The sequence below is a fragment of the Hyphomicrobium sp. NDB2Meth4 genome (genome assembly GCF_900117445.1).
Classification (GTDB): Bacteria; Pseudomonadota; Alphaproteobacteria; order Rhizobiales; family Hyphomicrobiaceae; genus Hyphomicrobium_A.
Genome location: NZ_FPEJ01000005.1, coordinates 18,715 through 43,738, shown reverse-complemented (window position 1 = coordinate 43,738; position 25,024 = coordinate 18,715). Strand labels below are relative to the sequence as shown.

The window sequence follows — 25,024 nt, the reverse complement described above, 5'->3', positions numbered from 1 at the left end:
CGGCGGTAACGCATGCGAAGGCACTGGAAGCCGTGACGGCGCAAATCGAAATCAGTAGCGAAATCGTAGATGGCCTCAGGGCGCCCTGTATCGGCGCCACCGGACGGCCCGTGGCCGAGGTCGTGCGTGCCTGTCACGAGCGGACGATCGACGTCGGGCTGGAAGAACTCGGCATTGCGGGGCTCGACCGCGAGACGCTAGAGCCCCTGCTAACCTACTGCGCGGAGGAGCGCTGCCGGGCCGAGTATGTCACGTGCCCGGGCTGCAAGCGGCGGACCGAAGCACTGGGGATCACAAGCTTCGACGACTTCATCGCGCGCCATGAGGAAATCGTCATCGGCGATGGCGCAGTGTGCCTTCGGGGCCAGGGTGCGGGCACGCTGGCTGCGCCATCCATCGCGGCGCTGGAGAAGTCGTGGGCGGGCGAGGAATACTGGTTCTGGGCGCGGCGGGTGTTGCGCAAGCTTCGGCACGGGATCAGACGGGCGAACATCTCGGGAAGTGCATTCGCCGGCGCAGGCGAGACGCCGTCGATCGTGCTGATGGAGCCGCAACTTGCCGACAACGTCGGCATGGTGGCGCGCGCGATGGCGAATTTCGGCCTAGATGACCTCAGGCTGATCAACCCGCGCGACGGCTGGCCGAACGAGAAGGCGCGCATTGCCGCCTCGGGGGCGAACTATGTCATCGATGACGCGCGGGCGTTCCCATCGCTGGAAACGGCAATTGGCGACGTCAACTGGCTGGCGGCGACGACGGCGCGGCAGCGGGACCTGCGCAAGCCGGTCATGACGCCGCTGGAAGCGGTCGCGGAGATGCGCCGGCGAATCGCCCAGGGGGAGCGGTGCGGGGTACTGTTCGGGCGGGAGCGCTCAGGATTGGAGACCACCGAGGTTGCCAATGCCGATGCACTCATCATGATCCCGGTAAATTCTCGTTTCGCTTCTCTCAACCTCGCCCAGGCGGTGCTGATCTTAGGCTATGAGTGGATGCGGGGTTCCGAGGGGCAGAGTCTCGGCCGGGTCACTACCTACGAGAAGCCGCTCGAATCGGGGCTGTACATGGGCGCCGACCGACTCGCTACCAAAGAGGAACTGATTGGATTCTTCGAGCATCTCGAAGGGGAATTGGAGCGAATGGGCTTCTTCAATCCGTCGCATAAGCGTGCAACCGTGGTTCGGAATGTGCGCACCATGTTTTCCCGCATGGGGGCTACGGAGCAGGAAGTCCGCACCCTCCGTGGTATTGTTGCAACGCTGGTTAAGGGCAAGGGAAATGCCCGCAAGCCGTCATCCTAGCTGCCATGATCTGGCCAAGTTTAAAGCCGAGCGATGCCGCTCCCGATGGGCTGTTTAAAGCTCCAGCGCGCACCCGACTGTCGCGGCCAGAGCCAATAGTAACAATATAACACAGGGACGGTTTCAGGAGATGTGGATCATGAAATGGGCGGGGAGCGGTTGGGCGTGCGCGGTTATCATGGCCGTCGCTAGTTTTTCGGCGACGCCCGCCGGTGCGCAGGAGCTGAGCGAGAAGGCGACGCGTACGTTCATGGAATACGCCTGGACGCTGACGCCCGAGCGCTTCACCAGGCCCAATGGTGAAACGATCCTGATCGACAAGACCAAGCGCGACGAGGTCATGGTGCCTCTGGATGTCGCCCGTGAGGTGATCCGCGCAGGCCGCCTGTCGGCCCATGCCCAGGTGTGCGGCCTGGCCCAGGAGCAGGGCGACAATCACAGCTCGCTGATGCGCCGCCAGTCGCAGTCGAAGAAGTGGTCGCCACAGCAGATGGTTTACATCAACCAGCTGCACCTCACCGTGGTCATGCTGCTGACCGGCCGCATCAAGCTGGTCGAGAAGGCGGACGATGTGAAGGGTGACGCTAAGGAAGTCGTTGTGGCCGAGGAAGCCCAGAAGGCTGCCCAGACCTGCACGGCCGAGCAGAAGGAAAAGGTGAAGGAGCTGATCGCCGCCTATGTGAAGTCGGGCCCGGCGCTGGCCTCCAGCGCTGCCCCTGCTGCGACCGGCACGACGCCTGCCGCCCAGACGAAGTAAGCCCCAAAAGCTGGAAAGCGGTTGCCTCGGTTGACGCGGCCGCTGGCAACCGGTATCTAGCCATCCTCTGCGCGGGCCAAAGGTTAATGGCCCGCGTTTTAGTTGCGCACCTGTGGCGGCGCCCGCGTTCGGCGGCGCGGCCTGTCGGCTTCGAGAGCTTCGGCGCTCGCAGCAGAGGAGGGGGCGCTCCGCAAACAAGCAACCGCTGGAGTGCTGTTACAATGACCAAGCGCCTTCGCGCCAAATACAAGATCGATCGTCGCCTCGGTGAAAACATCTGGGGCCGTCCGAAGAGCCCGCTCAACAAGCGCGAATCGCGGCCCGGCCAGCATGGCGAGCGCCGCGTGCAGAAGCTGTCCGACTACGGCCAGCAGCTGAAGGCGAAGCAGAAGCTGAAGGGCTACTACGCCAATCTCAACGAGCGCCAGTTCCATCGCATCTATGTGGAAGCCTCGCGCCTCAAGGGCTCGACCTCCGAGCACGTGATCGGCCTGCTCGAGCGCCGCCTCGATGCCGTCGTCTATCGCGCCAAGTTTGTGCCGACCGTGTTCGCCGCCCGCCAGTTCGTCAGCCATGGCCACGTGACGGTCAACGGCCGCCGCGTGACGGTTTCGAGCTATCGCTGCAAGCCGGGCGACGTGGTCGAGGTGCGTGAGAAGTCGCGCCAGATGCCGCTCGTCCTCGAGGCCATCAAGAGCCCCGAGCGCGACGTGCCGGATTACATCGAGGCCGATCATGGTCGCCTCAGCGCCAAGTTCGTGCGCGTGCCGACCCTGTCGGACGTGCCGTACCCGGTGCACATGGAACCGAACCTGGTGGTCGAGTTCTACTCGCGCTAATCGCGTTCAGAGCGAACCGAATTTTTCAAAGGCCTCCGTTCGCGGGGGCCTTTGTTTTTTGCGCGTGCGCGTGCGCTTGCACCAAGGGGCGCGCGTCAGAGCGGTTCGGGGTCGGCGACCGGGGAGGGGAACGCGCCATCGCTGCCCGTTGGACGGTGACGGCGACCGGGGTTGGTGGGCATGGTCACGACTTGGCCTGCCGAAGGGGCTGCCTCGACTGGACTGCCATCGGCTTTCGCGGCCGCGGGGCGTATGGGCGGCACGGTATTGGCCCAACCATATGCCAGCATGGTGATGATGGCAGAGGCGGCGAAGAAGTAGACGCCGGGCATGACGACTGCTTCTGTGTAGCCGGAAGAGTTCACGTAGAAGATCATCAGCGCCAGCACCATGACGTCTGTCATCGAGTAGCGGCCAAGCCATTCCATGGTCGAGAAGGAGCGGCGGCGGAACTCTGGCGAGAGATCCGGCGAGGTTACGAGCGTCAGCAGGTAGAACAGCTTCAGGAACGGGAAGAACACCGACACTGCGAACACGACGGTGCAGAGGAAATATTCCTCGCTCTCCCACAGGGCCCAGATGATGGTCGCGATCGAGTGCTCGTTGGTCCACACGTAAACGGTGGTGAAGCGGATCACCGGCAGGATGACGCCGAGGGCGAAGAACACCGTCGCCAGGATGATCAGGAAGCTGAGCAGGAAGTTGCGGACCACCGAGAGCTGGCGTGGAATGCGCGGCTCGACCGCCATGATCTCCGCCGTGGCGGCGACGTCGGTCTTTAGCCAAGCGTAGGACAGGATCATCAGTGCGACGGCGGTGGTGAAGAAGTAGACGGCCGGGAGGCTCGCGGCGTCGTACACGCCCTGGCTCTTGAGGAAGAAGATCGTCAACGCCAGAACCAGCACGTCGTGCATCGACCATTTGCCAATCCATTCGATGGCCTTGAGGCGCTTGGCATGGCGGCGGAGTTCGGCGGCGGGCAACGTGGAGACCAGCAGCAGATACAGCAGCTTCACGACCGGGAAGACGATCGAGAAGATCAGCACGACGAGGCCGAGGAACGTCTGGCCCTGGCGGAGCAGCACGCCGACGGTCGACAGCAGCGAATATTCGCTGGTCCAGAAGATGAATTTGGTGAGCTTGAGGATGGGCAGCGAGATGCCGAGCGCGAGGCACACCGCGGCGGCGATGATGGCAAAGCTCAACAGGAAGCGCCGGCCGCCGAGCCGCATGGGCGAGTGATCCTCACGATACGTTGGTGCGGATTATAACCGTCCGCGCGGGGACCACTCAATGCACGCGGCGCGGCAAAACTAGGGCCGATGCGGCCTTCTCGCTCAGTGCGGCGTGCCACGATCCTTGAGGGGGAAATACTGGAGCCACGGGCGGGCCTCTTCGATTGCGCGGACGATGGAGGGGCGGGCAAGCAGCCGCGCGCGATAGGCCCGCAGCGCGGCATACTCCTCGGGAATGGGATAGCCCCAATGGGCATAGAAGAGCGCTGGCCCGGCCGCGCACTCGGCAATACCGAATGTGTCGTTAGCGGCCCAGGTTCGTCCGGTCATCCAGCGGTCGAGCCAGGAATAGCTTTTGTCGAGCAGTGCCTGCGCCTCAGGGTCCGCGTGGGGATCGCGCTTGTCGGGCTGGCGGATGGCATTGAGGACCATGCGCGTCAGCGGTGCGGAGACGTAGTCGTCGAAGATTCCGTCCATCTGCCGCGCCTCGATGGCGGCGTTGCGATCGGCGGGCACCATCGGCGCGGCGGTGCCGTGATTGAGGTCGAGGTATTCGATGATCGCAGCGGATTCGACCACCACGCGGTCGCCGTCGACCAGCACAGGGAATTGTCCGGTGGGCGCGAGGCGGGCAATGGCCTCGGCGTTCTTGGAATGCTCGCCATCGACCATCAGGAAGTCGAAGGGGACGCTGCGCTCGTAAAGCGCGATCAGCACCTTCCAGTAGAACGAGGCGAGCGGGTGTCCATAAACGCGCAGCATGAAGTGTTCTCCAACCCGTCGGATGTGTGGCGGCGCGAACATGGGCGCCTCGGAAAAGCAAAGGGCGCCCCGAGGCGCCCTTTCGATACCTATTCGGTCGTCCGGCCAAGGGCCTCAGGCGACGGCGATCTTGCTCTTGTCGTAAGCCACGCCCTTCTCATCGAAGAGGGCGGTCAGCTCGCCGGCTTCGAGCATCTCGCGGACGATGTCGCAGCCGCCGACGAACTCACCCTTGACGTAGAGCTGCGGGATGGTCGGCCAGTTCGAGAACGACTTGATGCCCTCGCGGATCGAGAGGTCCTGCAGGACGTTGATGTCCTTGAAGTCGACGCCGAGCAGTCGAAGGATGTGATCGACCTGGGCGGAGAACCCGCACTGGGGCATGTTCTTGTTGCCCTTCATGAACAGGACGACGTCGTTCGTTGCGAGCGTGTTGCGGATCCAGTCCTGTACGTCCTGCTGGGGGGTGGTCATGTGGCGTCCTTCCGTGTTCGGCCTCTTGCCGGTGCGTACCGGCATTTATGTCTGATGCGAAGTCTGTTGCGAAATGTGTGCCGCCGCGCGGCAAAGTCAATCGGAGCGGTGCGGCCGGGTCAACCGGCCGCTGGGGTCCCGCAGGATCGATGGGCTTTGAGATAGGGCTTTTGCTCAGGGTGCTGCAGTGGTGAGCGCCAGCGCGTGCAGGGCACCGCCCATGCGGCCGCCGAGGGCCTCGTAAACCATCTGATGCTGTTGAACACGCGTTTTGCCCGTGAATTCAGGGGCTACGACGTGGGCTGCATAGTGATCGCCGTCGCCGGCAAGGTCCCGGATCTCAATCTGCGCATTGGGGAACTTGGCTTTGATCAGTCGCTCGATCTCACCAGAATCCATAGCCATGTGCGCACCTCCTCGAATAGCTGTCTGGCCGAAAGCATAAGCTGTTTTTTCGGCGAGCCCAACGAACAACTTGACTGTCGGATTTGTAGGTTTTCCGACAGGTTGGGCGCGCGTCAGCCCCTCGAAACGATGATCAGTGTGGGCCGGCCATGAAGGCGGGGAGCCAGCCTTCGTTGGCGGCGCGCAGGTCGGCCAGGGACAGCGGCTGCTCGCCCTTGAGGGCGATGCTGTCGCCGCCCGTGCGGGCCACGATGCGGGCAGGAAGAGCCAGCAGGCGCGCGCGTTCCAGCACCTGCTCGGCCAGCATCGGGTCGACGGCCACGACATAGCGGCCCTGGTCCTCGCCGAACCAGATGGCGTGCGCGGGCAGGCGTCCTTCGTAGGCGAAGATGTCGGCGCCCATATTGCCGGCGAGGGCCATCTCGGCGATGGCGACGAGCAGGCCACCATCGGACACGTCATGCACGGCCGAAACCTTGCCTTCGCGGATCAGAGCGCGGACGAGACGGCCGGCCTTGATCTCGTCGGCGAGGTCGACGGGGGGAGGGGCGCCTTCGAACTTGCCGGTGGCCAGCTCCTGATAGAGCGACTGGCCGAGGTGACCGGCTTCGCGGCCGATGACGATCAGCAGCTCGTTCTCGCGCTTCAGCTTGATGTCGGCCATGTGGGCGACGTCGGGGATGAGGCCGACGCCACCGATGGCGGGCGTAGGTGGGATGCCGACGCCGTTGGTCTCGTTGTAAAGCGAGACGTTGCCGGAGACGACGGGATAGTCGAGCACGCGGCAGGCTTCCGCCATGCCCTTCACCGAGCCGACGAACTGGCCCATGACTTCGGGGCGCTCGGGGTTGGCGAAGTTCATGTTGTCGGTGATGGCGAGCGGATCAGCGCCGACGGCGGTGAGGTTGCGCCAGGTTTCGACGACAGCTTGCTTGGTGCCCATGGCGGGATCGGCAGCGACGTAGCGCGGGGTGACGTCGCAAGCGAGCGCTAGACCCTTCTGCGTGCCGTGGACGCGCACGACGGCGGCATCGCCGCCGGGGCGCTGCACGGTGTCGCCCATGACCATGTGATCGTACTGCTCCCAGATCCAGCGACGCGAGGCGAGGGCGGGGCCACCCATCAGCGTTTTCAGGGTATCCAGCATGGCGTTCGGCGCCGGGACCCACTCGGGCAGGATCATCTTGGGCGGCGTCGTCGGGTACCAGGGGCGCTCGTAGATGGGCGCGGAGTTGGCGAGCGTCGTCACCGGGATGTCGGCTTCGACCTTGCCGTGGTGGGTGACGATCATGCGGCCGGTGTCGGTGGTCTCGCCGACGATGGCGAAGTCGAGGCCCCACTTGTGGAAGATGGCTTCGGCTTCCGGTTCCGAGCCCGGCTTCAGCACCATGAGCATGCGCTCCTGGCTCTCCGAGAGCATCATCTCGTAAGCGGTCATCGCCGCTTCGCGCTGGGGCACGTGGTCGAGGTTCAGCGTGATGCCGACGCCGCCCTTGTCGGCCATCTCGCACGAGGAGGAGGTGAGGCCGGCGGCGCCCATGTCCTGGATGGCGATGATAACGTCCTTCTCCATCAGCTCGAGGCATGCCTCGATGAGAAGTTTCTCGGTGAAGGGGTCGCCGACCTGAACGGTGGGGCGCTTCTCGTCAGACTTATCGTCGAACTCCGCGGAGGCCATGGTGGCGCCGTGGATGCCGTCGCGGCCGGTCTTGGAGCCAACGTACACGACGGGCAGGCCGACGCCCTTGGCGGCCGAGTAGAAGATCTTGTCGGCGCGCGCGAGGCCGGCGCACATGGCGTTGACGAGGATGTTGTTGTTGTAGCCCGCGTCGAAGTTGGTCTCGCCTCCGACGGTCGGCACGCCGACGCAATTGCCATAGCCGCCGATGCCGGCGACGACGCCGTCGACGAGGTGGCGCGTCTTGGGGTGGTCGGGGGCGCCGAAGCGCAGGGCGTTGAGGTTGGCGACGGGGCGCGCGCCCATGGTGAAGACGTCGCGCATGATGCCGCCGACACCGGTGGCCGCGCCTTGATAGGGCTCGATGTAGCTCGGGTGGTTGTGGCTTTCCATCTTGAACACGACGGCATCGCCATCGCCGAGGTCGACAACGCCGGCGTTCTCGCCAGGGCCCTGGATGACCTGCTTGCCGGTCGTGGGCAGCGTCTTCAGCCAGACGCGCGATGATTTGTAGGAGCAGTGCTCGGACCACATGACCGAGAAGATGCCGAGCTCGGTGAAGCTTGGCTCGCGGCCGAGGATTTTCAGAAGGCGCTTATATTCGTCCGGTTTGAGGCCGTGCTCAGCGACGATCTCCGGGGTGATGGTGAATTCTTTGGAGGCGGTGCTGGCGGACATGCTCTCGGTCTTTGCATCCATGCGCGGGGCTTCTGCTGGCTCGTGTGATGGCTCAGGAGCGATTCTGAGGGGCAGATGCCAGCGCTTATAGCCGCGACGCTCGGCGTTGTCGCCCTGCAGGTGTGGCGCAGCGGGCGAGAGGATCAAGGCAACCGTCAGCCATGCGACGGCGCAATGACATTGCTCAAGTGAGTGTGGTGCGGCGTGGGCTGCGTTGATGTGCGCACGGAGCAATCATTGACAGACTCGGCGCACGGAAAAGGCCCGAAGATGCTGCGCAATTGCTTCGTTGCACGTGGAAGGCAAACTGCGGCTGGCTACCCGGTGGGGTAGGTTCAGGCGACTACCCGCGACAGTTGCGCGCTGCGCCGGGATCATTGCTGCGATGCACCATTCTGCATTTTCGTCGCCCGCCCGGGAGCTTAACTATGTCCTTGTCGCTGACGGGGGCGTTCTCCCTAGTTGCCAACCCGTCGGCCTTCTCTCGCAGCAAAAGGAGCTGGAGCATGTCCGCGATCAAGAAGGGCACTATTGTTGCCGCCATGCTTGCAGGGTTCACCGCACTCACCGTTCAGGGTGCCACCGCAAGCGAGGAGCAGAAGACATTCAAGCCGATGCACGCCGTCAGCGTCCACGTCGGAAGCAAGCACGCGATCGGCTACTTCGAAACCGTTTCGGGCGTCTGCCAGCTTACCTTGGTCGTCGGTGAAGAGCCGACGGGCGCGGGAGTTGTCGAGATCACGCCAACTCGCTTCCGTGCTGCAGTGAAGGCCGGACAGCGCGTGTCCTTCGATACCGGCGAGGGCAAGGAGCTGGCCTTCTACTGCGGTCCGGCTGCCACCGCGATGTCGGTCGAGACGATGCAGCAGACGGCTTACACGCCGGTTGCACGGTAAGAAGCAGCGGGTAGACGAGCCGCCTTCTAGATGAGGTGGCAAGGGCGCGTCGGGCTAGGGTTCGGCGCGCTTTTTTTTGAGTGCGGTTTCGATTTTCAAAGGCGACAGCATTTGAAGAAAGATCGGGCGCCCATGTCCGCGAATGCGATGAACGCCACCAGGACGACCATGTTGTGCGCTGCCTTGCTTGCAGGCCTCTATGGCATCGGCACGCGCAAGAGCGCGATCGAAGGGGCGGAAGTTGCCGCCATCCCATCGTCGGGTTCCAACCGCGGCAAGGGTGCGACGCACTAGAGGTGCGCCGGCCCTCCGCGGAAGCACGTTGCCGTCAGTTCAGGGGGACGTTGATCGTGCCCTGCAGGGTGTAGCCGTTGTAGTCACCCGCGCCGAGCCCATCCCACGAAGCGAGGCCGCGGACGTTCCAGCCGTTCGTCGTCATGACGTTCAAGCCGCCCTGCAAGCGCCCCCAGAAGTCGCCGGGACCAACGACGTATCCGTCGATGATGGAGACGTTTGGATTGTCGAAGTCCCACACGCCTTTGATGGCGGCGAACGGCTCGAAGAACGTGTCGGCGGTGTGCGCGAAGCGGTAGCCGATCTCGGGGCCAAACTGCAGGCGGCCAAGCGAGACGCTCTGGCCGGCGACGAAATTGCCGGCCGAGTTGGTGAACGCATCGGCGCTCTCGCTGATGTAGGCGAGGTCGGCTGACGGGGTGATGCGCCAGGCGTCATACATCCAGTTGCCGGCGAGAGTGCCTTTGACCAGCCAGCGCGAGGTGTCGAAGTCTCCGGTGGTCGAGCCGAGCGTGAGGTCGTTCGATGACCGGCCCCAGGCGGCGCGCACATCGAGGTAGATGTTTTCGTGCACACGCGCGGACATGTAGGGTCCGATCATCCAGCCATTGCCGCTGACGCTCGAGGCGAGGGCGCCGGTATCATCTTTGGACCAATCGAACTGCGCCAGAACACCGACGATCACGTTGTCGGCGACGCGATAGTCACCGCCGAAGTAAAGCACGCCGACGTGACCGCTGCTGTCGAGGTTGCCGCTGTCGTCGTCGAAGGCTGAGTAACGGCCTTCAACCCAGATATCCCAGGGCGAAGCGCTTTCGTAGGCGAGTGGTAGCGCACCGCCGTCACCGGCGCCGAGCGACATGCGGTCCTTCTGCATCTGCGCTTGGGCTGCTTGGTGCCGCAGTTGAGATAGTGACTGCGCGAACTGGATGGTCTTGCCGCCCGTGGCTGAAACGGCCGCGTCATCGGAGTGACCGGCTCCCAAGCCCATGGCTGCGCCGAAGGCAGAGGCATTGCCGGCGACGTTCACCGACCCGGTGCCGGTGCTGGCGTACTGCTGTGAGCCGACTTGCTGGGAGCGATGCAGCAGGCTCGTCGCACCAGGATCGTTCAACAGGATGCCGTTCACACGGTTCTGGAGGAAGCTCTTGGTCATCGCCGCCGATCGGTCCGTGTTGGATGGCGTCGGTGTCGGTCCCGGGTCGGGATTGCACGACGATGCCGAAACTGTGGTGCTCGAAGGGTTCGTGTCGTTGGACAAGGCCAAGCTGGTGGCGTCGGCGGCGTTTGCGACCGTGTAAGTCTTGGTACCCGGCGCAGTCCAGGTCAGGCGCACCACGTTACCGCTGTTCTTTAGTGTAAACGTGCCAGCCGAAATAGAGCTTACAGTTATGCTCAATTGTTCGCCGATCGCGAAGTTCGGTATCGAACGGACCGTCGTGTTTACGTAGGTCCTAGTGTAGAAACCACCGTTAACGTTTTGGCAGCCGATCGAATTAGCGGCCTGCGCCGACGTGCCTACGAGACATGCGCCGATTGCGGCGAACCCCCCGAGCAGGCGGCGGGTTACTGGCCTTGATCGGGCGGGCGTAGCCATTTGCGCATCTCCTCGCATTGGTCGTTGGACGCCACGCAACGAGGTGCACGCAACCGAGGGCTCGGAGCCGGACATTGGGCTGGACGTGATGAGGAAATGCTCATGTCGTCAACAACCGTACGGTGAAACTATACGTCGTTTAAGAGACTCATCCGGCGATTCGTGCAATTTCCGCGTGCTCAAAGTGAGCCAAGCGGCCGCTAGTGTTGCGGCAGAGCACCAGCTGGCCGTGTGGGGGGAGCGGTGTGGTCTTTGGCTCGACTAGACCATTGGCTCGAGGGCGCTGACGAGCGCGCTTTCGAACATGCGGCGGCCGTCGGCTCCGCCCAACGGCAATTCGAACAAGCGCTCGGGATGCGGCATCAGGCCGACAACGCGGCCGTTCTCGCTGCAGATGCCGGCAATGTTGCGCTGGGCGCCGTTGGGGTTTGCCTCGGGCGTTGCTTCGCCGGCTTCATCGCAATAGCGGAACACGACGCGGCCCTCGCCCTCGAGGCGGTCGAGCGTCTCTGTGTCGGCGAAGTAGTTGCCTTCTGCGTGCGCGACCGGCAGGCGGACAATCTGGTCCTTGCGGTAGCAGTTGGTGAAGAAGGTCTTGGCGTTGTCGACGCGCAGCGTGACGTCACGGCAGATGAACTTGAGCGAGGCGTTGCGCATCAGGACACCGGGAAGAAGCCCCGACTCGCACAGCACCTGGAATCCATTGCAGATGCCGAGCACGGGCGTGCCTGCCTTGGCCTTGGCGATGACGTCGCGCATGATTGGCGAGTGGGCCGCCATGGCCCCGCAGCGCAAGTAATCGCCGTAGGAGAAGCCGCCGGGCAGTACGATCAGGTCGGAGGCCGGCACCGAAGCGTCGCCGTGCCAGACCATCTTCACCGGGAAGCCGGTGATCTTCTCGATGGCCACCTGCACGTCGCGGTCGCAGTTGGAGCCGGGGAAGACGATGACGGAAGCGCGTAGCATTGGGGCTCTACCTGGTGGACGGGTCAGTTTGGCGGGGCCAGAGGTGACTTGCTGGCCTTGGCGCGGTCAACAGCCGCGCGCGAAGCATCAGTGAGGGCTTTATCGCCGGCCTTCATCTGCTCGACAAGAGCGGCGAACTGGCCCTGGTCGCCGTATCCGCAGGACTTGCTCTGTGCGGTCCAGACGCCGGTCACCTGCTTGCGGAAGGTGCGCATGGTGACGGCGGGGTAGGCCGGATGCCAGCTGGTCGTGATCGAGATCTCGGCGCGCCAAACGTCGGGGCGCGACACCATCACCACGTCGAAGCCGCTGCCCTCGCCGGTCTGGGCGCTGGGCAGCGCCTGAACAGCGGCACGCAGTGCCTCGAAGCCGAGCGAGCAGTCGATGTCGGGTGGATTGCTCGGATTGCTGGTCAGATTGCCCTGGGCGATCGCAGCGGCCGGCAGGATCAGTCCGGCCAGCCATACTGCGGGGCGCCGCAAACGCATATCAGGCGGCCAGCTCGTAGCTGTAGTTCTCGATGACGGAGTTGGCGAGCAGGTCCTTGCACATGCGCTCGACCGTTTCCTTGGCGCGAGCCTCGTCGGTCTCGGAAAGCTGGACCTCGATGTATTTGCCTTGGCGGACGTCGTCGACGCCGCCGATGCCGAGCGCGGCGAGCGCGTTCTGGATGGCCTTCCCCTGCGGATCGAGGACGCCGTTCTTGAGAGTGATGCGGATGCGGGCTTTCATGTGAGCTCGGGCAATTGGCATTGGGCACTAGGCAATAGCAGGGACATTCCCAATGCCGATTGCCTAGTGCCGATTGCCTTAGTTGGGTTTGCCGTTGGCGGTCGGGTTGGATGCAACCAGCACGGGGCCGAGGCCCTTGGCCGGGCGGTTGCCGGTGAAGACGCCGAGGCGGCGCGCCACTTCCTGGTAGGCCTCGAGGAGACCACCAAGGTCGCGGCGGAAACGGTCCTTGTCGAGCTTGTCGGACGTGGCGATGTCCCACAGACGGCAGCAGTCGGGGCTGATCTCGTCAGCGAGGACGATGCGCATCTGCTCGTTGTCCCACAGACGGCCGAACTCGATCTTGAAGTCGACGAGGCGGATGCCGATGCCGAGGAAGAGGCCGACGAGGAAGTCGTTGATGCGCAGCGCGAGCTGCATGATCTCGTCGATCTCCTGGGGCGTCGCCCAGCCGAACGCGGTGATGTGCTCCTCGGAGACCATCGGATCGCCGAGCGCGTCGTCCTTGTAGTAGAACTCGATGATCGAGCGCGGCAGCTGCATGCCTTCCTCGAGGCCGAGGCGCGTTGCAAGAGAGCCGGCGGCGACGTTGCGCACGACGACCTCGAGCGGAACGATCTCGACTTCGCGGATCAGCTGCTCGCGCATGTTGAGGCGGCGCATGAAGTGCGTCGGCACGCCGATCTCACCAAGGCGCTGGAAGACGTATTCGGAAATGCGGTTGTTGAGCACGCCCTTGCCTTCGATGAGCGCGTGCTTCTTGGCGTTGAACGCGGTGGCGTCATCCTTGAAATGCTGGATGAGCGTGCCGGGCTCGGGGCCTTCGTAAAGCACCTTGGCCTTGCCCTCGTAGATGCGACGACGCCTGTTCATTTGAGCCTTTGTCCTTCGACTTGAAATTCTATGCTGTGCGACGATCGAGCCGACCTGCCGGCAAGATGTAAGCTGCTGTATTTGCTGTTTTTTCTTGTCTGCAGGTGCCGAAGATGGGGAGACGGCTTAGAAGGTCGGACACCTAGGGGGACACTAGCCGAACCCATCCCTGGAAACAATCTTAAGGATGGGAAAGGTCGCAAGTGTCGCTAACGGATTGGAACTGGTCATTGAATGCCGCAAGGGGCCGGGTTATGGCTCCCGCGGCCGCAGTTTTCATGGCGGGAGCTGCAACCTTTTCTGCCATGGGGTGAGGCCCTGCGGCGACATGCTCAGGTGGAGAGACGAATGACCACGTTTGACGATCGCGAAAAGGGTTTCGAGAAGAAATTCGCGCTGGATCAAGACCTTAAGTTCCGGGCTGAGGCGCGGCGGAACAAGCTGCTGGCGGAGTGGGCCGCAGCGAAGCTGGGAATCACGGGCGCGGCGCTGGAAGATTACGTCCGCTCTGTCCTCAAGGCCGACCTTCAGGAGAAGGGCGATGAGGACGTTTTTCGTAAGATTCACAGCGATTTCGCTGCAGCCGGCGTGAGCATTCCGGACGCCGACATCCGTGCCCAGATGGCCGAGTGCCTGGCCAAGGCGGTCGGCGAGATCGAGGGCTCGCGCTAACGCGGGCCCTCAGGCCTTGAGGCCGGCGAGGAACTTACCGAAGCGGAGCAATCCGTCCGGCCAAGGTCCGTGTCCAGAATGGTCGGCAATATGGCCGGCCTGTCCGACATCGACAAAACCCGCTCCCCAGGCGTCGGCAAACGCCCGGGCGCGGTCCTGCGCGCAGTAGGGATCGTCGGCGGCGGCGAGCACCAGCGCTGTAAAGCCGAGAGGGTGCATCGGCACAGGCGCGAAGCCGAAGCTGTCGGCAGGCCAGGCGTGTCCCTGATTGGGGGGCCAGGCTGATGGGTTGTCCACATCGGCGGGGGCGACGAGGAACGCGCCGGCGACCTTGCCTTGCAGCTGGGGCGCAGCATAGGCGACGGCGATCACGCCGAGGCTATGCGCAACGAGCACGGCAGGCCGCGTCGCCTGTCCGACAGCCGAGACGATGTTCGACACCCACGCGTCCTTGTCCGGCGCGTGCCAGTCATCCTGTGCGATGCGCTTTGCGGTGGCAAGGTTGCGCTCCCAGCGGGACTGCCAGTGGTCGGGACCCGAGTCGAGCCAGCCCGGCACGGTGAGGATGTCGACGTCTGCTGTTTTCATGCATGCCTCGTGTTGGTCGCGCGTGGAAATCGTGCGGACAAGTTATGCGCAAATGGCGACTCACCTTAGAAGAGCAAGAGGGGAAAAATGATTCTACGGTGATGCATGCGCAAGCCAAAGCTGATGGGGCAACTGGTGCTGGTCGCGATGGCGGCTGGGTCGCTGGTTCTAGGTGCGCAGCAGGCCCAGGCCGATGCGTGGCAGCCGGGACAGCCAGGACGCTGGGTTCCGGGCACGCCGATGACCGACTGCCAGTGCGTGACCGACTGGAGCGGCATGTACATCGGCGGCAAGGTCGGTGGCGTTTGGAGCGACATCAGCTGGGATGAGCACTACACCGAGTTCAACGCTCCGGGCGGCGCCAGCTTCTCGCCGAGCAGCTTCCAAGGCGGCGTGTTCGGTGGCGGCAACATCCAGATGGGCAACTGGATCTTTGGTCTTGAAGCCTCGTTCATAGGCATGGGGCTCAATCAATCGACGAGCCCTGTTGTTTCCACAGATACCTTCAAGACGGAAATCGACTGGCTGCTGTTCGTGGAGCCGCGCATTGGCTACACGTGGGACCGCACGATGGTCTACGTCAAAGGCGGCTGGGCTGGCGGCAATGCCACTCTCTCTGCTTCTGGCTTCAACTCCAGCGGTGCTTTTACAACGGCTTCGACGTCTGATTTTGTCGATGGCTGGACGATTGGCGGCGGCGTCGAATACGCTTGGCATCCGAGCTTTATCGTCGGCATCGACTATCAGTATGTCGACCTCGATCTCTCGACTGCAGCCTCGTGCGATCTTTGCCTGATCGGTATTCCGATCGGGGATCCGGCGGCGGTTACAGGCAACGCGAACCTGTCGCTGGTGACGTTGCGCGCGAGCTATCTGTTCCGTCCGGAAGACTGATTTCCTGATCGGTAAGCGCAGCGCTGGCTCACGCAGCCGGCTGCGCTGCCGCTTTCTTACCCCTGCTCCATTCGACCAACATGGATGCGTCCACGACGGCGGCGATGATGAGCTGCGTGCCTCCGAGCGGGAGGACGACGCCCCAGTACTGTTCGAGCAGTGCGCCGGCAATGACGATGAACGCAAGGCTGGCGATGATCGGCGCTGAGGGCATTGGGAAGGTAATCCCTGCTGCGGTGTAAGAGCGGCGGTAGAGCCACACGACAAGCGCCACCACGACCGCCAGAGCCACATACCACGGGACGCTTCCGGGGAGCGCGATGTCTGTGGCGCGGTCGATGTTCCAGGTGGCGAAGAGCCCGAGCGTGAACATCGCCGGTGTGATCGCCGTTAGGGCGATGATCGGGGACCACAGGGTGGCATGAAGCACCGTGGGAGCTGCTCGGGCGACAAGGACGAGATTTACCACCAAGGCCAAGGCAAGCGCGGTGAAGGCGAGCGAGAGCAGGAGAGATGCTGCAGCGTATTCGCCGCTCGACGTGATGAGGGCGAGGGCTGCCACGGTGCGCGGCATTTCGATCAGGCCGCTTGAAAGAAACAACAGCCACAGGCCGAATCCGATGCCGGCGGTGTCGATGATAATCATGAGGGAGATGCTCACGATCGATCCCGCGACGAGAGTGGCGATGGCGGTGGTGCGGAAGGCGTGCCCCGGCTCTACGACGAGGCCACCTACGTCTTCCAGCGCGCTTGCAAGGCCGCCCGCCTGAATGAGAGCGAGCAGCAGCGACAGGCCGACGAGCGCGTACCACATGCGGTAAGCGTTGCGTGGTGAAGTGGCTTCCCAGCGTCTGATAGCGGGGAACAGCAACTTGGCGATCTCGAACAGGATCATGGCGTTGAGCAGCGGCATGATGCCGATGGCGAAGACCGAAAGGTTAGTGATCGCCTCGCTGTCCTGATGTCCGACCTGCGCGAGCGCGGCTGTATCTATTCCGGGGAGCGGGATGTTGGTGCCAAGACAGTAGGCGGCGAGCGCCGCAGCGGTGATCGCAAGCCGGCGCCAGACGGCTGGTTCTATCGATTTCGGCATGGTCGGTACGGCTCTCCCGGCACGGCAAATTAAACTAAAACCACCAAGTCATCGCATGCTTTCGTGCGGTCGCTGTTACCTTTTGTGCTTTCCGCACCCGCAGCTCCCCATGCCACCACACGTCACCTGCATGGTTGTTTTCGCGCTAAGTTTCGTGGCAGTCGTGCCGGCCCAATCGTTCGATTGCGCGGAGAAAAAGTGCGGGCAGATGCAGAGCTGCGCGGAGGCCTACTACCACTTTTCAATCTGCGGCGAGGGCGAAAGGGACGCCGATAACGACGGCATCCCGTGCGAGAACGTGTGCGGTAAGACCATGGAGGAATATCGGCGGCTGCGCGGCGCGACGTTGCCAGGGACTGATGCGCCGTTAGAACAGTTCGCGCCGCTGTCGGAGACTGATGACAGCTCTGCGGCCGCGGGTGCGGCAGGAGCCTTCCAATGTGCTGGCAAGCGTAGGTGCGGCGAGATGGGGAGCTGTGCGGAAGCGCGGTTCTATCTGACGACCTGCGGTGTGCGCTCTCTCGACCGCGACAAGGACGGCGTGCCGTGCGAGAGCTTGTGCGGGGGGCGCTAGGTTGGCCGGATTTCCGCGGCCGACGTCACCTCGGGTTCGGGTGTCGCAGATCGTGTCTTGTTGCGCGAGTCACCCCAGGTGAAGACGCCGACGCCGGCAAGGACGAGCGCGGAGCCGATGGCATCGGGAAGCGTGAACGGCTCGCCGAGGAGCTGGATGGCAAGGCCAATGGTGACGATGGGCGAGAGCGTGGCGATCATCGACACGGCTTGCGGGGATGTGCGCGAGAGTCCGGCATTGATCAGGAAGGTCGGCAACACTGTCGCCACCATGGCGCAGCCGAACGAGAGCCAGAGAAAGCGAGGGCTGGCCGCGAAGTTGCCGCCGCCGAAGATCAGGTGATGGGCGACGCAGAACAGGCCCGCGGATGATAGCGCGATGCTGGTGAAGAGCACGGGCCCGAGCGGGACGATGCAGCGCTTGGCGAGGATCTGATGCCAGGCGAATGAGATGGCGGCTCCGAGCACCAGCAGCATACCGATGACGGTGTTATGGCCGCCTGTCGGCAGGTCGGTGATGAACACGATCGCAAGCCCGGCGTAGGTGACGAGCGCTGCCGCGACGCCGAACGCAGTGATGGGCTGGCGGTAAAGGGCCGCGCCGATGAACATCACGAACAACGGGTAGGTGAATAGCACCAGCCGTTCCAGCCCGGCGTTGATGTATTGCAGACCGGCGAAGTCGAAAGCTGAGGCGACGTAGTAGCCGAGGAAACCGACGAGCACCGCCCAAATGATGCTCGATGCGTCAGGTGGGGGCAGTCCCTTCGCGCGGCGCTGGGCGTAGGCCCATACGCCGATGGCAACGAACACGGGTGTTGCGAACAGCATCCGGTAAGCCAGCATCAGCGATGCATCCACCTGCTCCGCGAAGGCGAGCTTCACGAAGATCGCCTTGGTGGAGAAGAAGGCGGCGCCGGTAGCGGCGCAGGCGTAGCCGACCGCGCGGCTGGCGGTGGAATTCATGCGAGTTGCGATCAGGCCTCGCCGAACACGCGGTTGAAGATCGTATCGACGTGCTTGAAGTGGTAGCCGAGGTCGAACATCGCTTCGAGTTCGGCCGCGGAGAGCTTGTCGGTGACGTCCTTGTCGGCCTTGAGCTCGGCGAGAAAATCCTTGCCCTCGAGCCACGTCTTCATCGCGTTGCGCTGCACGAGCCGATAGGCGTCCTCGCGCGAAGCGCCAGCCTGCGTCAGAGCAAGCAGCACGCGCTGCGAGTTATGCAGGCCGCCGAGCTTGTCGAGGTTCTTCTGCATGTTCTCGGGGTAGACGACGAGCTTGTCGATGACGCCGGTGAGGCGCGCCAGCGCGAAGTCGAGCGTGATGGTGGCGTCGGGTCCGATCATGCGCTCGACTGAGGAATGAGAGATGTCGCGCTCGTGCCAGAGGGCGACGTTCTCCATGGCGGGAAGCGCGTAGGCGCGCACCATGCGGGCGAGACCGGTGAGGTTCTCCGTCAGCACAGGGTTGCGCTTGTGCGGCATGGCGGAGGAGCCCTTCTGGCCGGCGGAGAAGAACTCCTCGGCTTCCAGGACCTCGGTGCGCTGCAGGTGGCGGATCTCGATCGCGAGGCGCTCCATGGACGAGGCGACCACGGCGAGCGTGGCGAAATACATGGCGTGGCGGTCGCGCGGGATCACCTGCGTGGAGACGGGCTCCGGCTTGAGGCCCATCTTCTCGGCGACATACACCTCGATGCGCGGATCGATATTGGCGAAGGTGCCGACGGCGCCGGACAGGGCGCAGGTCGAGATCTCGTCGCGGGCGGCGATGAGGCGCTGGCGGGCGCGATCGAACTCGGCATAGGCGTAGGCAAGCTTCAGACCGAACGTGACCGGCTCGGCATGTATGCCGTGGCTGCGGCCAATGCTGGGCGTTGTCTTGTGCTCCAGGGCGCGTCGCTTCAGTGCGGCGAGCAGGGCGTCGACATCGGCGATCAGCAGGTCGGCGGCGCGCTTCAACTGCACATTGAGGCAGGTGTCGAGCACGTCGGACGAGGTCATGCCCTGGTGCACGAAGCGCGCCTCGGGGCCGACGATCTCGGCGAGGTGGGTGAGGAAGGCGATGACATCGTGCTTGGTCTCGCGCTCGATCTCGTCGATGCGGGCGATGTCGAACTTCGCGTGACGGCCCTTGTCCCAGATCTTCTTGGCCGCGTGGTGCGGGATCACCCCAAGCTCGGCCATCGCCGTGGCAGCGTGAGCCTCGATCTCGAACCAGATGCGGAAGCGGGTTTCAGCGTCCCAGATCGAAACCATCTCGGGGCGGCTGTAGCGCGGAATCATTCTTGGGCCTCGCGGGGAATAAAGGAGAGCGGACCCGTAGCAGACACCGGCCCTGGTCTTCAATCGGAAGACTAATGATGGGTATCTGCTGGAATACTTGCTTGTTGCAGTTTAGCGAAGTGCAAGCGGGCACAAAGCCCACAGTGCCGCGATATTGCTGCAACGCACACAAGAATTACTTGCGTTGTTGTTGCAGTCCTCTAGCAACGTCAAGAATGCGCCACAATTACAATCTCGTAACGCTGCGCTGCGGCAGTCGACACTGTGGACAGATTGTCACGTTAGCCATTGAAATCACGGCTCTACTCTTGAAGGTGTGGGAGTGAAACGAAAAGTTACTTAGAGGCATCGCATAGACTCCTATAACGAGGATGCCTCATCCCGGATTTGACCGGGCGCAAGAAGGTAGGAAAACAACGAGGGCAAAGGCCGCGTAATGTCTAACCAAATGCAAGGTGAGATCGCGCAGCTCAATTCCGAGCTGGAGCAAACGGACGATCCCCGTGAGGGCTATGCGAAGGTGCAGGCCAAAATTCGTGGTTATCGTCAGGCCGGCATCAAGGTGCCGGACGATCTAGTGCTCATCGAGCGGCAGCTTGTTGCTGAGTGCCTGGCTGCTTCGCAGGGCCGCGACTGATAAATCGTCCGCCGGGGGCTTCGCTCGAAGCTCAAAAATAAGACGCGACCTTCAACGTCGCGAATAGGCGGACAAGAGAACTTTCGGAATGAATTAGCGCCGAGGTCATACCCCGGCGCTTTTGTTTTGTCTGGTCGAGGACGCGTTGTGCGCGTCAGTTCTGGACGTAGGTGAGGCGCCCATCGGGCTGCTTGACCCAAGTGTAGAGCACGTAGCCCACCTGCTTTATGTCGCCCTTCTCGTCGAAGGCGAGATCGCCGATGACGGTGTTGAAGGGTACGCCAGTGCGCATGTAGGCAGCGACCGTCTTGGGATCGACGGACTTGGTTGCCTCGATGGCCTGCTTCAAGACTTGCACGGCGGCGTAGCTGTAGAGGGTATAGGCCTCGGGCTTATACTCGCGCGCTTCGAAACGCTCGATGACCTGCTTGGCCTCGGGGCGCTTCTGCGGGTCGGGTCCGAAGGTCATCAACGCGCCCTCGGCGGCGGGGCCGGCGATGGCAGCGAATTCGTCGCTGGCGATGCCGTCGCCCGACATGAAGACGGCGTTGACGCCGCCTTCGCGCATCTGACGGAGGATGAGGCCGCCAGCGGTGTGGACGCCACCCCAGTAGACCAGATCGATGCCCGCGTTCTTGAGCTTGGAGACGAGGGCGCTGAAATCCTTCTCGTTGGCGCTGACGCTTTCAGACAGCGCTTCGGAGACGCCGCCGGCCTGCATGGCTTTACGAGTCTCGTTGGCGAGGCCCTGGCCGTAAGGCGTCTTGTCGTCGAGGATGGCGACCTTCTTATCCTTGAAGTTCTGGGCGATGTAGTTGCCGGCAACGGCGCCCTGCTGGTCGTCGCGGCCGCAAGTGCGAAACACGTTCCACATGTTCCGCTCGGTGACGACCGGGTTGGTGGAGCCCGGCGTGATCATCAGCATGCCATTCTCGACGTAGACCTCCGATGCCGGAATGGTGACGCCCGAGTTGAAGTGGCCGATGACGAAATGGACGCCCTCGCCGAGGAAGTTGTTAGCGACGGAGACGCCCTGGCGTGGGTCGGCCGCGTCATCGCCAACGAGAAGCTCGACCTGCTGTCCATTGATGCCGCCGGCGGCGTTGATATCCGCCACGGCCTGTTCGGCTCCGTTCTTGAGCTGAGTGCCGAAGGCTGCGTCGGTACCGGTCATGGGACCAGCGACGCCGAATTTCAGCTTTTCGGGTCCGCTATCGCAGCCGGCGACAAGTGCGGTGATGGCGATCGCCAAGGCTGCGAAAGCTGTTGCTGGTTTCATTAGAACCTCTCGGGGTGAACGGCGGAAGGAAGCTCGCGGACAAGAAGTGCGGCATGTTTGTCCGAATTATGGGAAATGTCATCCCCGCGGTCGAGGGGAAGTGCCTTTGCGTCGCCACCAGAAAAATCCAGCGCGCTCGTAAGCCCACGGATATTGCTCAATCATCTGGCGCACGCGGGTCATGCGAAAGCCCCAAGCGCACGCCGTTGCGACGACGATGTAGTCGACGATGAAGTTGCGCAGCGAGAGCAGAGGCTCTTGGAACAGCGCGTAGTGGAGGAAGCGGACGGCGCAGGTGAGCAGAAAAGCCGATGTGAACACCTGCCAGGTGGGACGCCAAGTGGAGGCGATGGCGGACCCTGCCGCGTGCGCCGCCGCCCCTCCGATCAGGACGGTGATGAGCAGAAAGATCCAAAGTCCATTGTCGCCAGTCTCGTAAAAGCCCATCGCGTTCTGCTTCTCCTAGTGACGTCCGCCCTCGAGGTACGCGGCACGCACCTCGGGGCTCGCCAGAAGCTCCTGACCCGTTCCGCTCAAGGTGATGCGGCCGTTGACCATAACGTAGGCGCGGTGCGCCAAGCGAAGCGCGTGAAAGGCGTTCTGCTCGACGAGAAAGACGGTAAGGCGCTCGCGGGCGTTGAGCTCGGCGATCACCTTGAAGATCTGTTTGACGATGAGCGGGGCGAGGCCGAGCGACGGCTCGTCGAGCAACAGCAGCTTGGGCCGGCTCATCAGTGCGCGGGCGATGGCGAGCATCTGCTGCTCGCCGCCTGATAGCGTGCCGCCGCGTTGATGCATGCGTTCCTTGAGGCGGGGAAATATCGCGGTGACGCGCGCAAGCTCGGTTTCATAGTCGTGGTCGCCGCCGGTGAACTCGGCGCCGAGACGGAGATTCTCCTCGACGGTCATGCGGCCGAAGATGCGACGGCCTTCCGGCGACTGGGCGAGACCGAGGCGGGCGATCTCGTGCGTCGGCATCTGGGTGATGTCGCGCTCATCGAAGACGATACTGCCGGAAGCTGCTCGCGGGCTGCCGAAGATGGTCATCATCAGCGTCGACTTGCCGGCGCCGTTGGCGCCGATGAGCGTGACGATTTCGCCTTCTGGCACGTCGACGTCGACATCGTGCAGGGCGGTGATGCTGCCGTAGCGGGCAGTGACGCCGCGCAGCGACAAAAGGGGCGGGGTGCTCGTCATAGGCCCACCTCCGCTTCCGCCTCGGCGACTTCATCGTCCTCGACGCCGAGGTAGGCGGCGATGACCTTCGGATCGGACTTCACGCTCTGTGGCGTGCCATCGGAGATTTTGACGCCGTACTCCAGCACGACGACGTGGTCGGAAATTTCCATGACCACCGACATGTCGTGTTCGATGAGCAGAATGGACGTGGCGTGTTCATCGCGGATGGTGCGCAGGAGCTCGTTGAGGGCGAGGCTTTCGCGCGGGTTGAGGCCGGCGGCGGGCTCGTCGAGGCAGAGCAGGACCGGGTCGGTGCACATGGCGCGCGCGATTTCGAGACGGCGCTGATCGCCATAGGGGAGCGAGCCGGCGGCGTCGTCGGCGCGATGCAAAAGGCCGATGCGGTCGAGCCAGTAGCGCGCGACATCGACGGCGGCGGCTTGCGCGGCCTTGTAGCTGTCGGCTCCGAAGAGACCGAGCAGCGACCAGCCGGATGCATTCATCAGCGGGTTGTGTTGCGCGACGATGAGATTTTCCAGCACGGTCATGCCGGAGAACAGGCGAATGTTCTGGAAGGTGCGGGCAACGCGCGCGCGCTTGGCGATCTCGAAGTCGGGCATGCGCTCGAGAAGGAAGAGGCCGCTGCGGGTGGTGTTGTCGCGAATGATGTAGCGGTGGCTCGAATCGGTCAGCGCGGCGACGGCGGTGGGCTCAATCGGGCCGTCGGTAGACAGCACGATCAGGCCGCTCGTCGGTTTGTAGAAGCCGGTGATGCAGTTGAAGACGGTGGTCTTGCCTGCGCCGTTGGGGCCGATCAGTGAGGTGATGTCGCCGCGGCCGACAGAGAAAGACAGATCGCGAACGGCAATGAGACCGCCGAAGCGCATGGTGAGCCCTTCGACGATGAGCAGAGGGTCGCGGAGCCAGCGCATCAGCCGTGGCCCTCCTGCACGTGCGCGCCGGAGATTGCCTTGGCATCCTCGTTCAGAGTGATCGAAGGCTCGCGCGAGGCGATGAGGCCGCGCGGGCGCCAGATCATCACCAGCACCATGGCGAGACCGAAGATCAGCATGCGGTACTGGGCCGGGTCGAAGCTCGGACCGAAGATCGCCTTCAGCCAGTCGAGCTCGCGCAGCAGCTCGATGCCGCCGATGACGACGACGGCGGCGACCGCGACGCCGAACAGCGAGCCCATGCCGCCGAGCACGACGATGGCGAGGATCGTTGCCGATTCCATGAACTCAAAGGAGCGCGGATTGACGAAGCCCTGGCGCGCGCCAAAGAACGCACCGGCAAGGCCGCCGAACATGGCGCCCATGGCGAAGGCGGTGAGCTTGGTGTTGACGGTGTTGATGCCGAGCGAGCGGCAGGCGATCTCGTCTTCGCGCAACGCTTCCCAGGCGCGGCCGATGGGAAGGCGCCGCATGCGCTGGGTGACGAATGCGACGAGCAGCGCGAGCGCTAAAATCACATAATAGAGGAACACTGATCGGTGCACGGCGGAGGTGCCGGGCAGCGAAATGACGTCGGCGAATGTCGTCTCGCCGGTGCGCGAGGTGAAGGGCAAGCCGAAGAACGTGATGCGCGGTGTCTGGATGCCGGCGTTGCCGTTGGTGAGTGCAACCCAGTTGATGAGCACGAGCCGGATGATCTCGCCGAAGGCCAGCGTGACGATAGCGAGGTAATCGCCGCGCAGGCGCAGCACCGGGAAGCCGAGCAGGATGCCCCAGAACGCGGCTAGGACGCCGGCGAGCGGCAGGCAGATCCAGAATGCCCAGGGGCCGAGCACCGGAATCGTCGCGGGGATCACGTAGGTGGCGATGATGGCGTAGGTGTAGGCGCCGACGGCGTAGAAGGCGACGTATCCAAGATCGAGCAGGCCGGCGAGGCCGACGACGATATTGAGACCCCAGGCCAGCATTATGTAGATCAGGATCTGGACGCCGAAATTATCGATCCATTTGATGGCGCCGCCCTGTCCGGTGATCAGCAGGGTGATGAAGGGAAAAAGCAAAAGTAGGCCGAGGCCGATGCGTGGTGCCCAGACCTTGTGGCGATCGGAAAGGTCGAGGGGCGGAAAGAGAACGCGCTTGGGCCGTTTGGGGTGTGCGTAGAGTCGCCAGAGCAGCCGGCCGACGAAGACCGCCAGGACGGCGAACAGGACGAGCCACGGGCGAGGGTCGATCGACGTTTGCAGCGACAGGTCGCGGTCGGTGCGGAAGGCGATGATCGGGAAACAGAGGCCGAGCGTCACGAGCGCCCAGATCGCGGCATCCTTCAGAATTGCCTGCATGGAGTGCGATGCGGGCGGCAGCCCGCCCTGGCTGCCAGAAGTCATAG

29 protein-coding genes are annotated in these 25,024 nt (G+C 63.5%); 10 read left to right on the top strand and 19 right to left on the bottom strand.

The window, feature by feature from the left end:
• The first annotated feature begins 32 nt into the window (after nt 1-32).
• The 3 genes from NDB2M4_RS09115 to rpsD all read left to right on the top strand — a co-directional run bounded on the left by NDB2M4_RS09115 (nt 33) and on the right by rpsD (nt 2,894).
• Nucleotides 33-1,298 (top strand): RNA methyltransferase, encoded by a 1,266-nt coding sequence (locus tag NDB2M4_RS09115; protein ID WP_244536108.1) that lies wholly within the window; start codon nt 33-35, stop codon nt 1,296-1,298.
• Between the two features lie 139 nt (nt 1,299-1,437).
• Nucleotides 1,438-2,055, top strand: a complete 618-nt coding sequence (locus NDB2M4_RS09110; protein ID WP_072374929.1) for a hypothetical protein — start codon at nt 1,438-1,440, stop codon at nt 2,053-2,055.
• Nucleotides 2,056-2,276: 221 nt separating this feature from the next.
• The gene (rpsD, locus tag NDB2M4_RS09105) at nt 2,277-2,894 is read left to right on the top strand and encodes a 30S ribosomal protein S4 (protein WP_072373628.1); all 618 of its coding nucleotides are present in this window, start codon (nt 2,277-2,279) and stop codon (nt 2,892-2,894) included.
• A 95-nt stretch (nt 2,895-2,989) separates the two neighbouring features.
• Here rpsD and NDB2M4_RS09100 read toward each other — a convergent pair whose 3' ends face one another.
• From NDB2M4_RS09100 to purL, 5 genes are all read right to left on the bottom strand, one after another.
• A complete protein-coding gene (locus NDB2M4_RS09100; RefSeq protein WP_072373625.1) occupies nt 2,990-4,126 on the bottom strand; it encodes a paraquat-inducible protein A in 1,137 nt (378 codons plus the stop codon).
• Between the two features lie 105 nt (nt 4,127-4,231).
• Nucleotides 4,232-4,891, bottom strand: a complete 660-nt coding sequence (locus tag NDB2M4_RS09095; protein WP_072374926.1) for a glutathione S-transferase family protein — start codon at nt 4,889-4,891, stop codon at nt 4,232-4,234.
• A gap of 114 nt (nt 4,892-5,005) precedes the next feature.
• Nucleotides 5,006-5,365, bottom strand: coding sequence for a Grx4 family monothiol glutaredoxin (grxD, locus tag NDB2M4_RS09090; RefSeq protein ID WP_072374923.1), 360 nt, complete (start codon nt 5,363-5,365; stop codon nt 5,006-5,008).
• 174 nt (nt 5,366-5,539) lie between these two features.
• Nucleotides 5,540-5,770 carry a BolA family protein gene (locus NDB2M4_RS09085; protein ID WP_072373622.1) on the bottom strand — a complete coding sequence of 77 codons (231 nt, stop codon included), beginning with the start codon at nt 5,768-5,770 and terminating at the stop codon, nt 5,540-5,542.
• 133 nt (nt 5,771-5,903) lie between these two features.
• Entirely contained in the window at nt 5,904-8,147 is a 2,244-nt protein-coding gene (purL, locus tag NDB2M4_RS09080; RefSeq protein WP_244536107.1) for a phosphoribosylformylglycinamidine synthase subunit PurL, read from the bottom strand.
• Nucleotides 8,148-8,632: 485 nt separating this feature from the next.
• Between purL and NDB2M4_RS09075 the strand changes: the two genes are divergently transcribed.
• The gene (locus NDB2M4_RS09075) at nt 8,633-9,022 is read left to right on the top strand and encodes a B-box zinc finger protein (protein ID WP_072373619.1); all 390 of its coding nucleotides are present in this window, start codon (nt 8,633-8,635) and stop codon (nt 9,020-9,022) included.
• A 132-nt stretch (nt 9,023-9,154) separates the two neighbouring features.
• Nucleotides 9,155-9,316, top strand: coding sequence for a hypothetical protein (locus NDB2M4_RS20210; protein WP_171988063.1), 162 nt, complete (start codon nt 9,155-9,157; stop codon nt 9,314-9,316).
• A 34-nt stretch (nt 9,317-9,350) separates the two neighbouring features.
• On the opposite strand, the gene NDB2M4_RS09065 is transcribed toward NDB2M4_RS20210, so the two are convergent.
• A complete protein-coding gene (locus NDB2M4_RS09065) occupies nt 9,351-10,472 on the bottom strand; it encodes an autotransporter outer membrane beta-barrel domain-containing protein (protein WP_171988062.1) in 1,122 nt (373 codons plus the stop codon).
• On the opposite strand from NDB2M4_RS09065, the gene NDB2M4_RS20205 reads away from it, so the two are divergent.
• Nucleotides 10,465-10,617: a hypothetical protein gene (locus NDB2M4_RS20205; RefSeq protein ID WP_171988061.1), complete on the top strand. Its 153-nt coding sequence runs from the start codon at nt 10,465-10,467 to the stop codon at nt 10,615-10,617. The genes NDB2M4_RS09065 and NDB2M4_RS20205 overlap by 8 nt on opposite strands.
• Nucleotides 10,618-11,174: 557 nt before the next feature.
• On the opposite strand, the gene purQ is transcribed toward NDB2M4_RS20205, so the two are convergent.
• The 4 genes from purQ to purC form a co-directional block, all read right to left on the bottom strand.
• Nucleotides 11,175-11,879: a phosphoribosylformylglycinamidine synthase subunit PurQ gene (gene purQ / locus NDB2M4_RS09060; RefSeq protein WP_072373610.1), complete on the bottom strand. Its 705-nt coding sequence runs from the start codon at nt 11,877-11,879 to the stop codon at nt 11,175-11,177.
• Nucleotides 11,880-11,902: 23 nt separating this feature from the next.
• Nucleotides 11,903-12,367 (bottom strand): hypothetical protein, encoded by a 465-nt coding sequence (locus NDB2M4_RS09055; protein WP_072373607.1) that lies wholly within the window; start codon nt 12,365-12,367, stop codon nt 11,903-11,905.
• Between the two features lies 1 nt (nt 12,368).
• The gene (purS, locus tag NDB2M4_RS09050; protein WP_072373604.1) at nt 12,369-12,611 is read right to left on the bottom strand and encodes a phosphoribosylformylglycinamidine synthase subunit PurS; all 243 of its coding nucleotides are present in this window, start codon (nt 12,609-12,611) and stop codon (nt 12,369-12,371) included.
• 78 nt (nt 12,612-12,689) lie between these two features.
• The gene (purC, locus tag NDB2M4_RS09045) at nt 12,690-13,484 is read right to left on the bottom strand and encodes a phosphoribosylaminoimidazolesuccinocarboxamide synthase (protein ID WP_072373601.1); all 795 of its coding nucleotides are present in this window, start codon (nt 13,482-13,484) and stop codon (nt 12,690-12,692) included.
• Nucleotides 13,485-13,832: 348 nt separating this feature from the next.
• Between purC and NDB2M4_RS09040 the strand changes: the two genes are divergently transcribed.
• Nucleotides 13,833-14,156: a DUF1476 domain-containing protein gene (locus NDB2M4_RS09040; RefSeq protein WP_072373598.1), complete on the top strand. Its 324-nt coding sequence runs from the start codon at nt 13,833-13,835 to the stop codon at nt 14,154-14,156.
• 9 nt (nt 14,157-14,165) lie between these two features.
• Here NDB2M4_RS09040 and NDB2M4_RS09035 read toward each other — a convergent pair whose 3' ends face one another.
• Nucleotides 14,166-14,744: an RBBP9/YdeN family alpha/beta hydrolase gene (locus NDB2M4_RS09035; protein WP_072373595.1), complete on the bottom strand. Its 579-nt coding sequence runs from the start codon at nt 14,742-14,744 to the stop codon at nt 14,166-14,168.
• Nucleotides 14,745-14,849: 105 nt separating this feature from the next.
• Here NDB2M4_RS09035 and NDB2M4_RS09030 point away from each other — a divergent pair, with 105 nt between their 5' ends.
• Nucleotides 14,850-15,638, top strand: coding sequence for an outer membrane protein (locus NDB2M4_RS09030; protein ID WP_072373592.1), 789 nt, complete (start codon nt 14,850-14,852; stop codon nt 15,636-15,638).
• A gap of 28 nt (nt 15,639-15,666) precedes the next feature.
• On the opposite strand, the gene NDB2M4_RS09025 is transcribed toward NDB2M4_RS09030, so the two are convergent.
• Entirely contained in the window at nt 15,667-16,731 is a 1,065-nt protein-coding gene (locus NDB2M4_RS09025; protein WP_072373589.1) for a hypothetical protein, read from the bottom strand.
• 109 nt (nt 16,732-16,840) lie between these two features.
• Between NDB2M4_RS09025 and NDB2M4_RS09020 the strand changes: the two genes are divergently transcribed.
• The gene (locus NDB2M4_RS09020; protein WP_210186526.1) at nt 16,841-17,305 is read left to right on the top strand and encodes an excalibur calcium-binding domain-containing protein; all 465 of its coding nucleotides are present in this window, start codon (nt 16,841-16,843) and stop codon (nt 17,303-17,305) included.
• On the opposite strand, the gene NDB2M4_RS09015 is transcribed toward NDB2M4_RS09020, so the two are convergent.
• Nucleotides 17,302-18,270: a DMT family transporter gene (locus NDB2M4_RS09015; protein ID WP_072373586.1), complete on the bottom strand. Its 969-nt coding sequence runs from the start codon at nt 18,268-18,270 to the stop codon at nt 17,302-17,304. The genes NDB2M4_RS09020 and NDB2M4_RS09015 overlap by 4 nt on opposite strands.
• A gap of 11 nt (nt 18,271-18,281) precedes the next feature.
• Nucleotides 18,282-19,589 carry an adenylosuccinate lyase gene (gene purB / locus NDB2M4_RS09010; protein WP_072373583.1) on the bottom strand — a complete coding sequence of 436 codons (1,308 nt, stop codon included), beginning with the start codon at nt 19,587-19,589 and terminating at the stop codon, nt 18,282-18,284.
• A 436-nt stretch (nt 19,590-20,025) separates the two neighbouring features.
• Here purB and NDB2M4_RS09005 point away from each other — a divergent pair, with 436 nt between their 5' ends.
• Entirely contained in the window at nt 20,026-20,226 is a 201-nt protein-coding gene (locus NDB2M4_RS09005) for a hypothetical protein (RefSeq protein ID WP_072373580.1), read from the top strand.
• A 154-nt stretch (nt 20,227-20,380) separates the two neighbouring features.
• Here the strand turns inward: NDB2M4_RS09005 and NDB2M4_RS09000 are convergent, their stop codons facing one another.
• The 5 genes from NDB2M4_RS09000 to livM form a co-directional block, all read right to left on the bottom strand.
• A complete protein-coding gene (locus NDB2M4_RS09000; protein WP_072373577.1) occupies nt 20,381-21,505 on the bottom strand; it encodes a branched-chain amino acid ABC transporter substrate-binding protein in 1,125 nt (374 codons plus the stop codon).
• Nucleotides 21,506-21,583: 78 nt separating this feature from the next.
• Entirely contained in the window at nt 21,584-21,952 is a 369-nt protein-coding gene (locus NDB2M4_RS08995) for a DUF6867 family protein (RefSeq protein ID WP_072373575.1), read from the bottom strand.
• 15 nt (nt 21,953-21,967) lie between these two features.
• Nucleotides 21,968-22,702, bottom strand: coding sequence for an ABC transporter ATP-binding protein (locus NDB2M4_RS08990; protein ID WP_072373572.1), 735 nt, complete (start codon nt 22,700-22,702; stop codon nt 21,968-21,970).
• On the bottom strand, nt 22,699-23,616 hold the full coding sequence (locus tag NDB2M4_RS08985; RefSeq protein WP_072373569.1) for an ABC transporter ATP-binding protein: 918 nt from the start codon (nt 23,614-23,616) through the stop codon (nt 22,699-22,701). Before NDB2M4_RS08985 ends, NDB2M4_RS08990 begins: the two co-directional genes overlap by 4 nt.
• Nucleotides 23,616-25,022 (bottom strand): high-affinity branched-chain amino acid ABC transporter permease LivM, encoded by a 1,407-nt coding sequence (gene livM, locus NDB2M4_RS08980; protein WP_072373566.1) that lies wholly within the window; start codon nt 25,020-25,022, stop codon nt 23,616-23,618. The genes NDB2M4_RS08985 and livM overlap by 1 nt, the downstream gene beginning before the upstream one ends.
• Nucleotides 25,023-25,024: the final 2 nt, after the last annotated feature.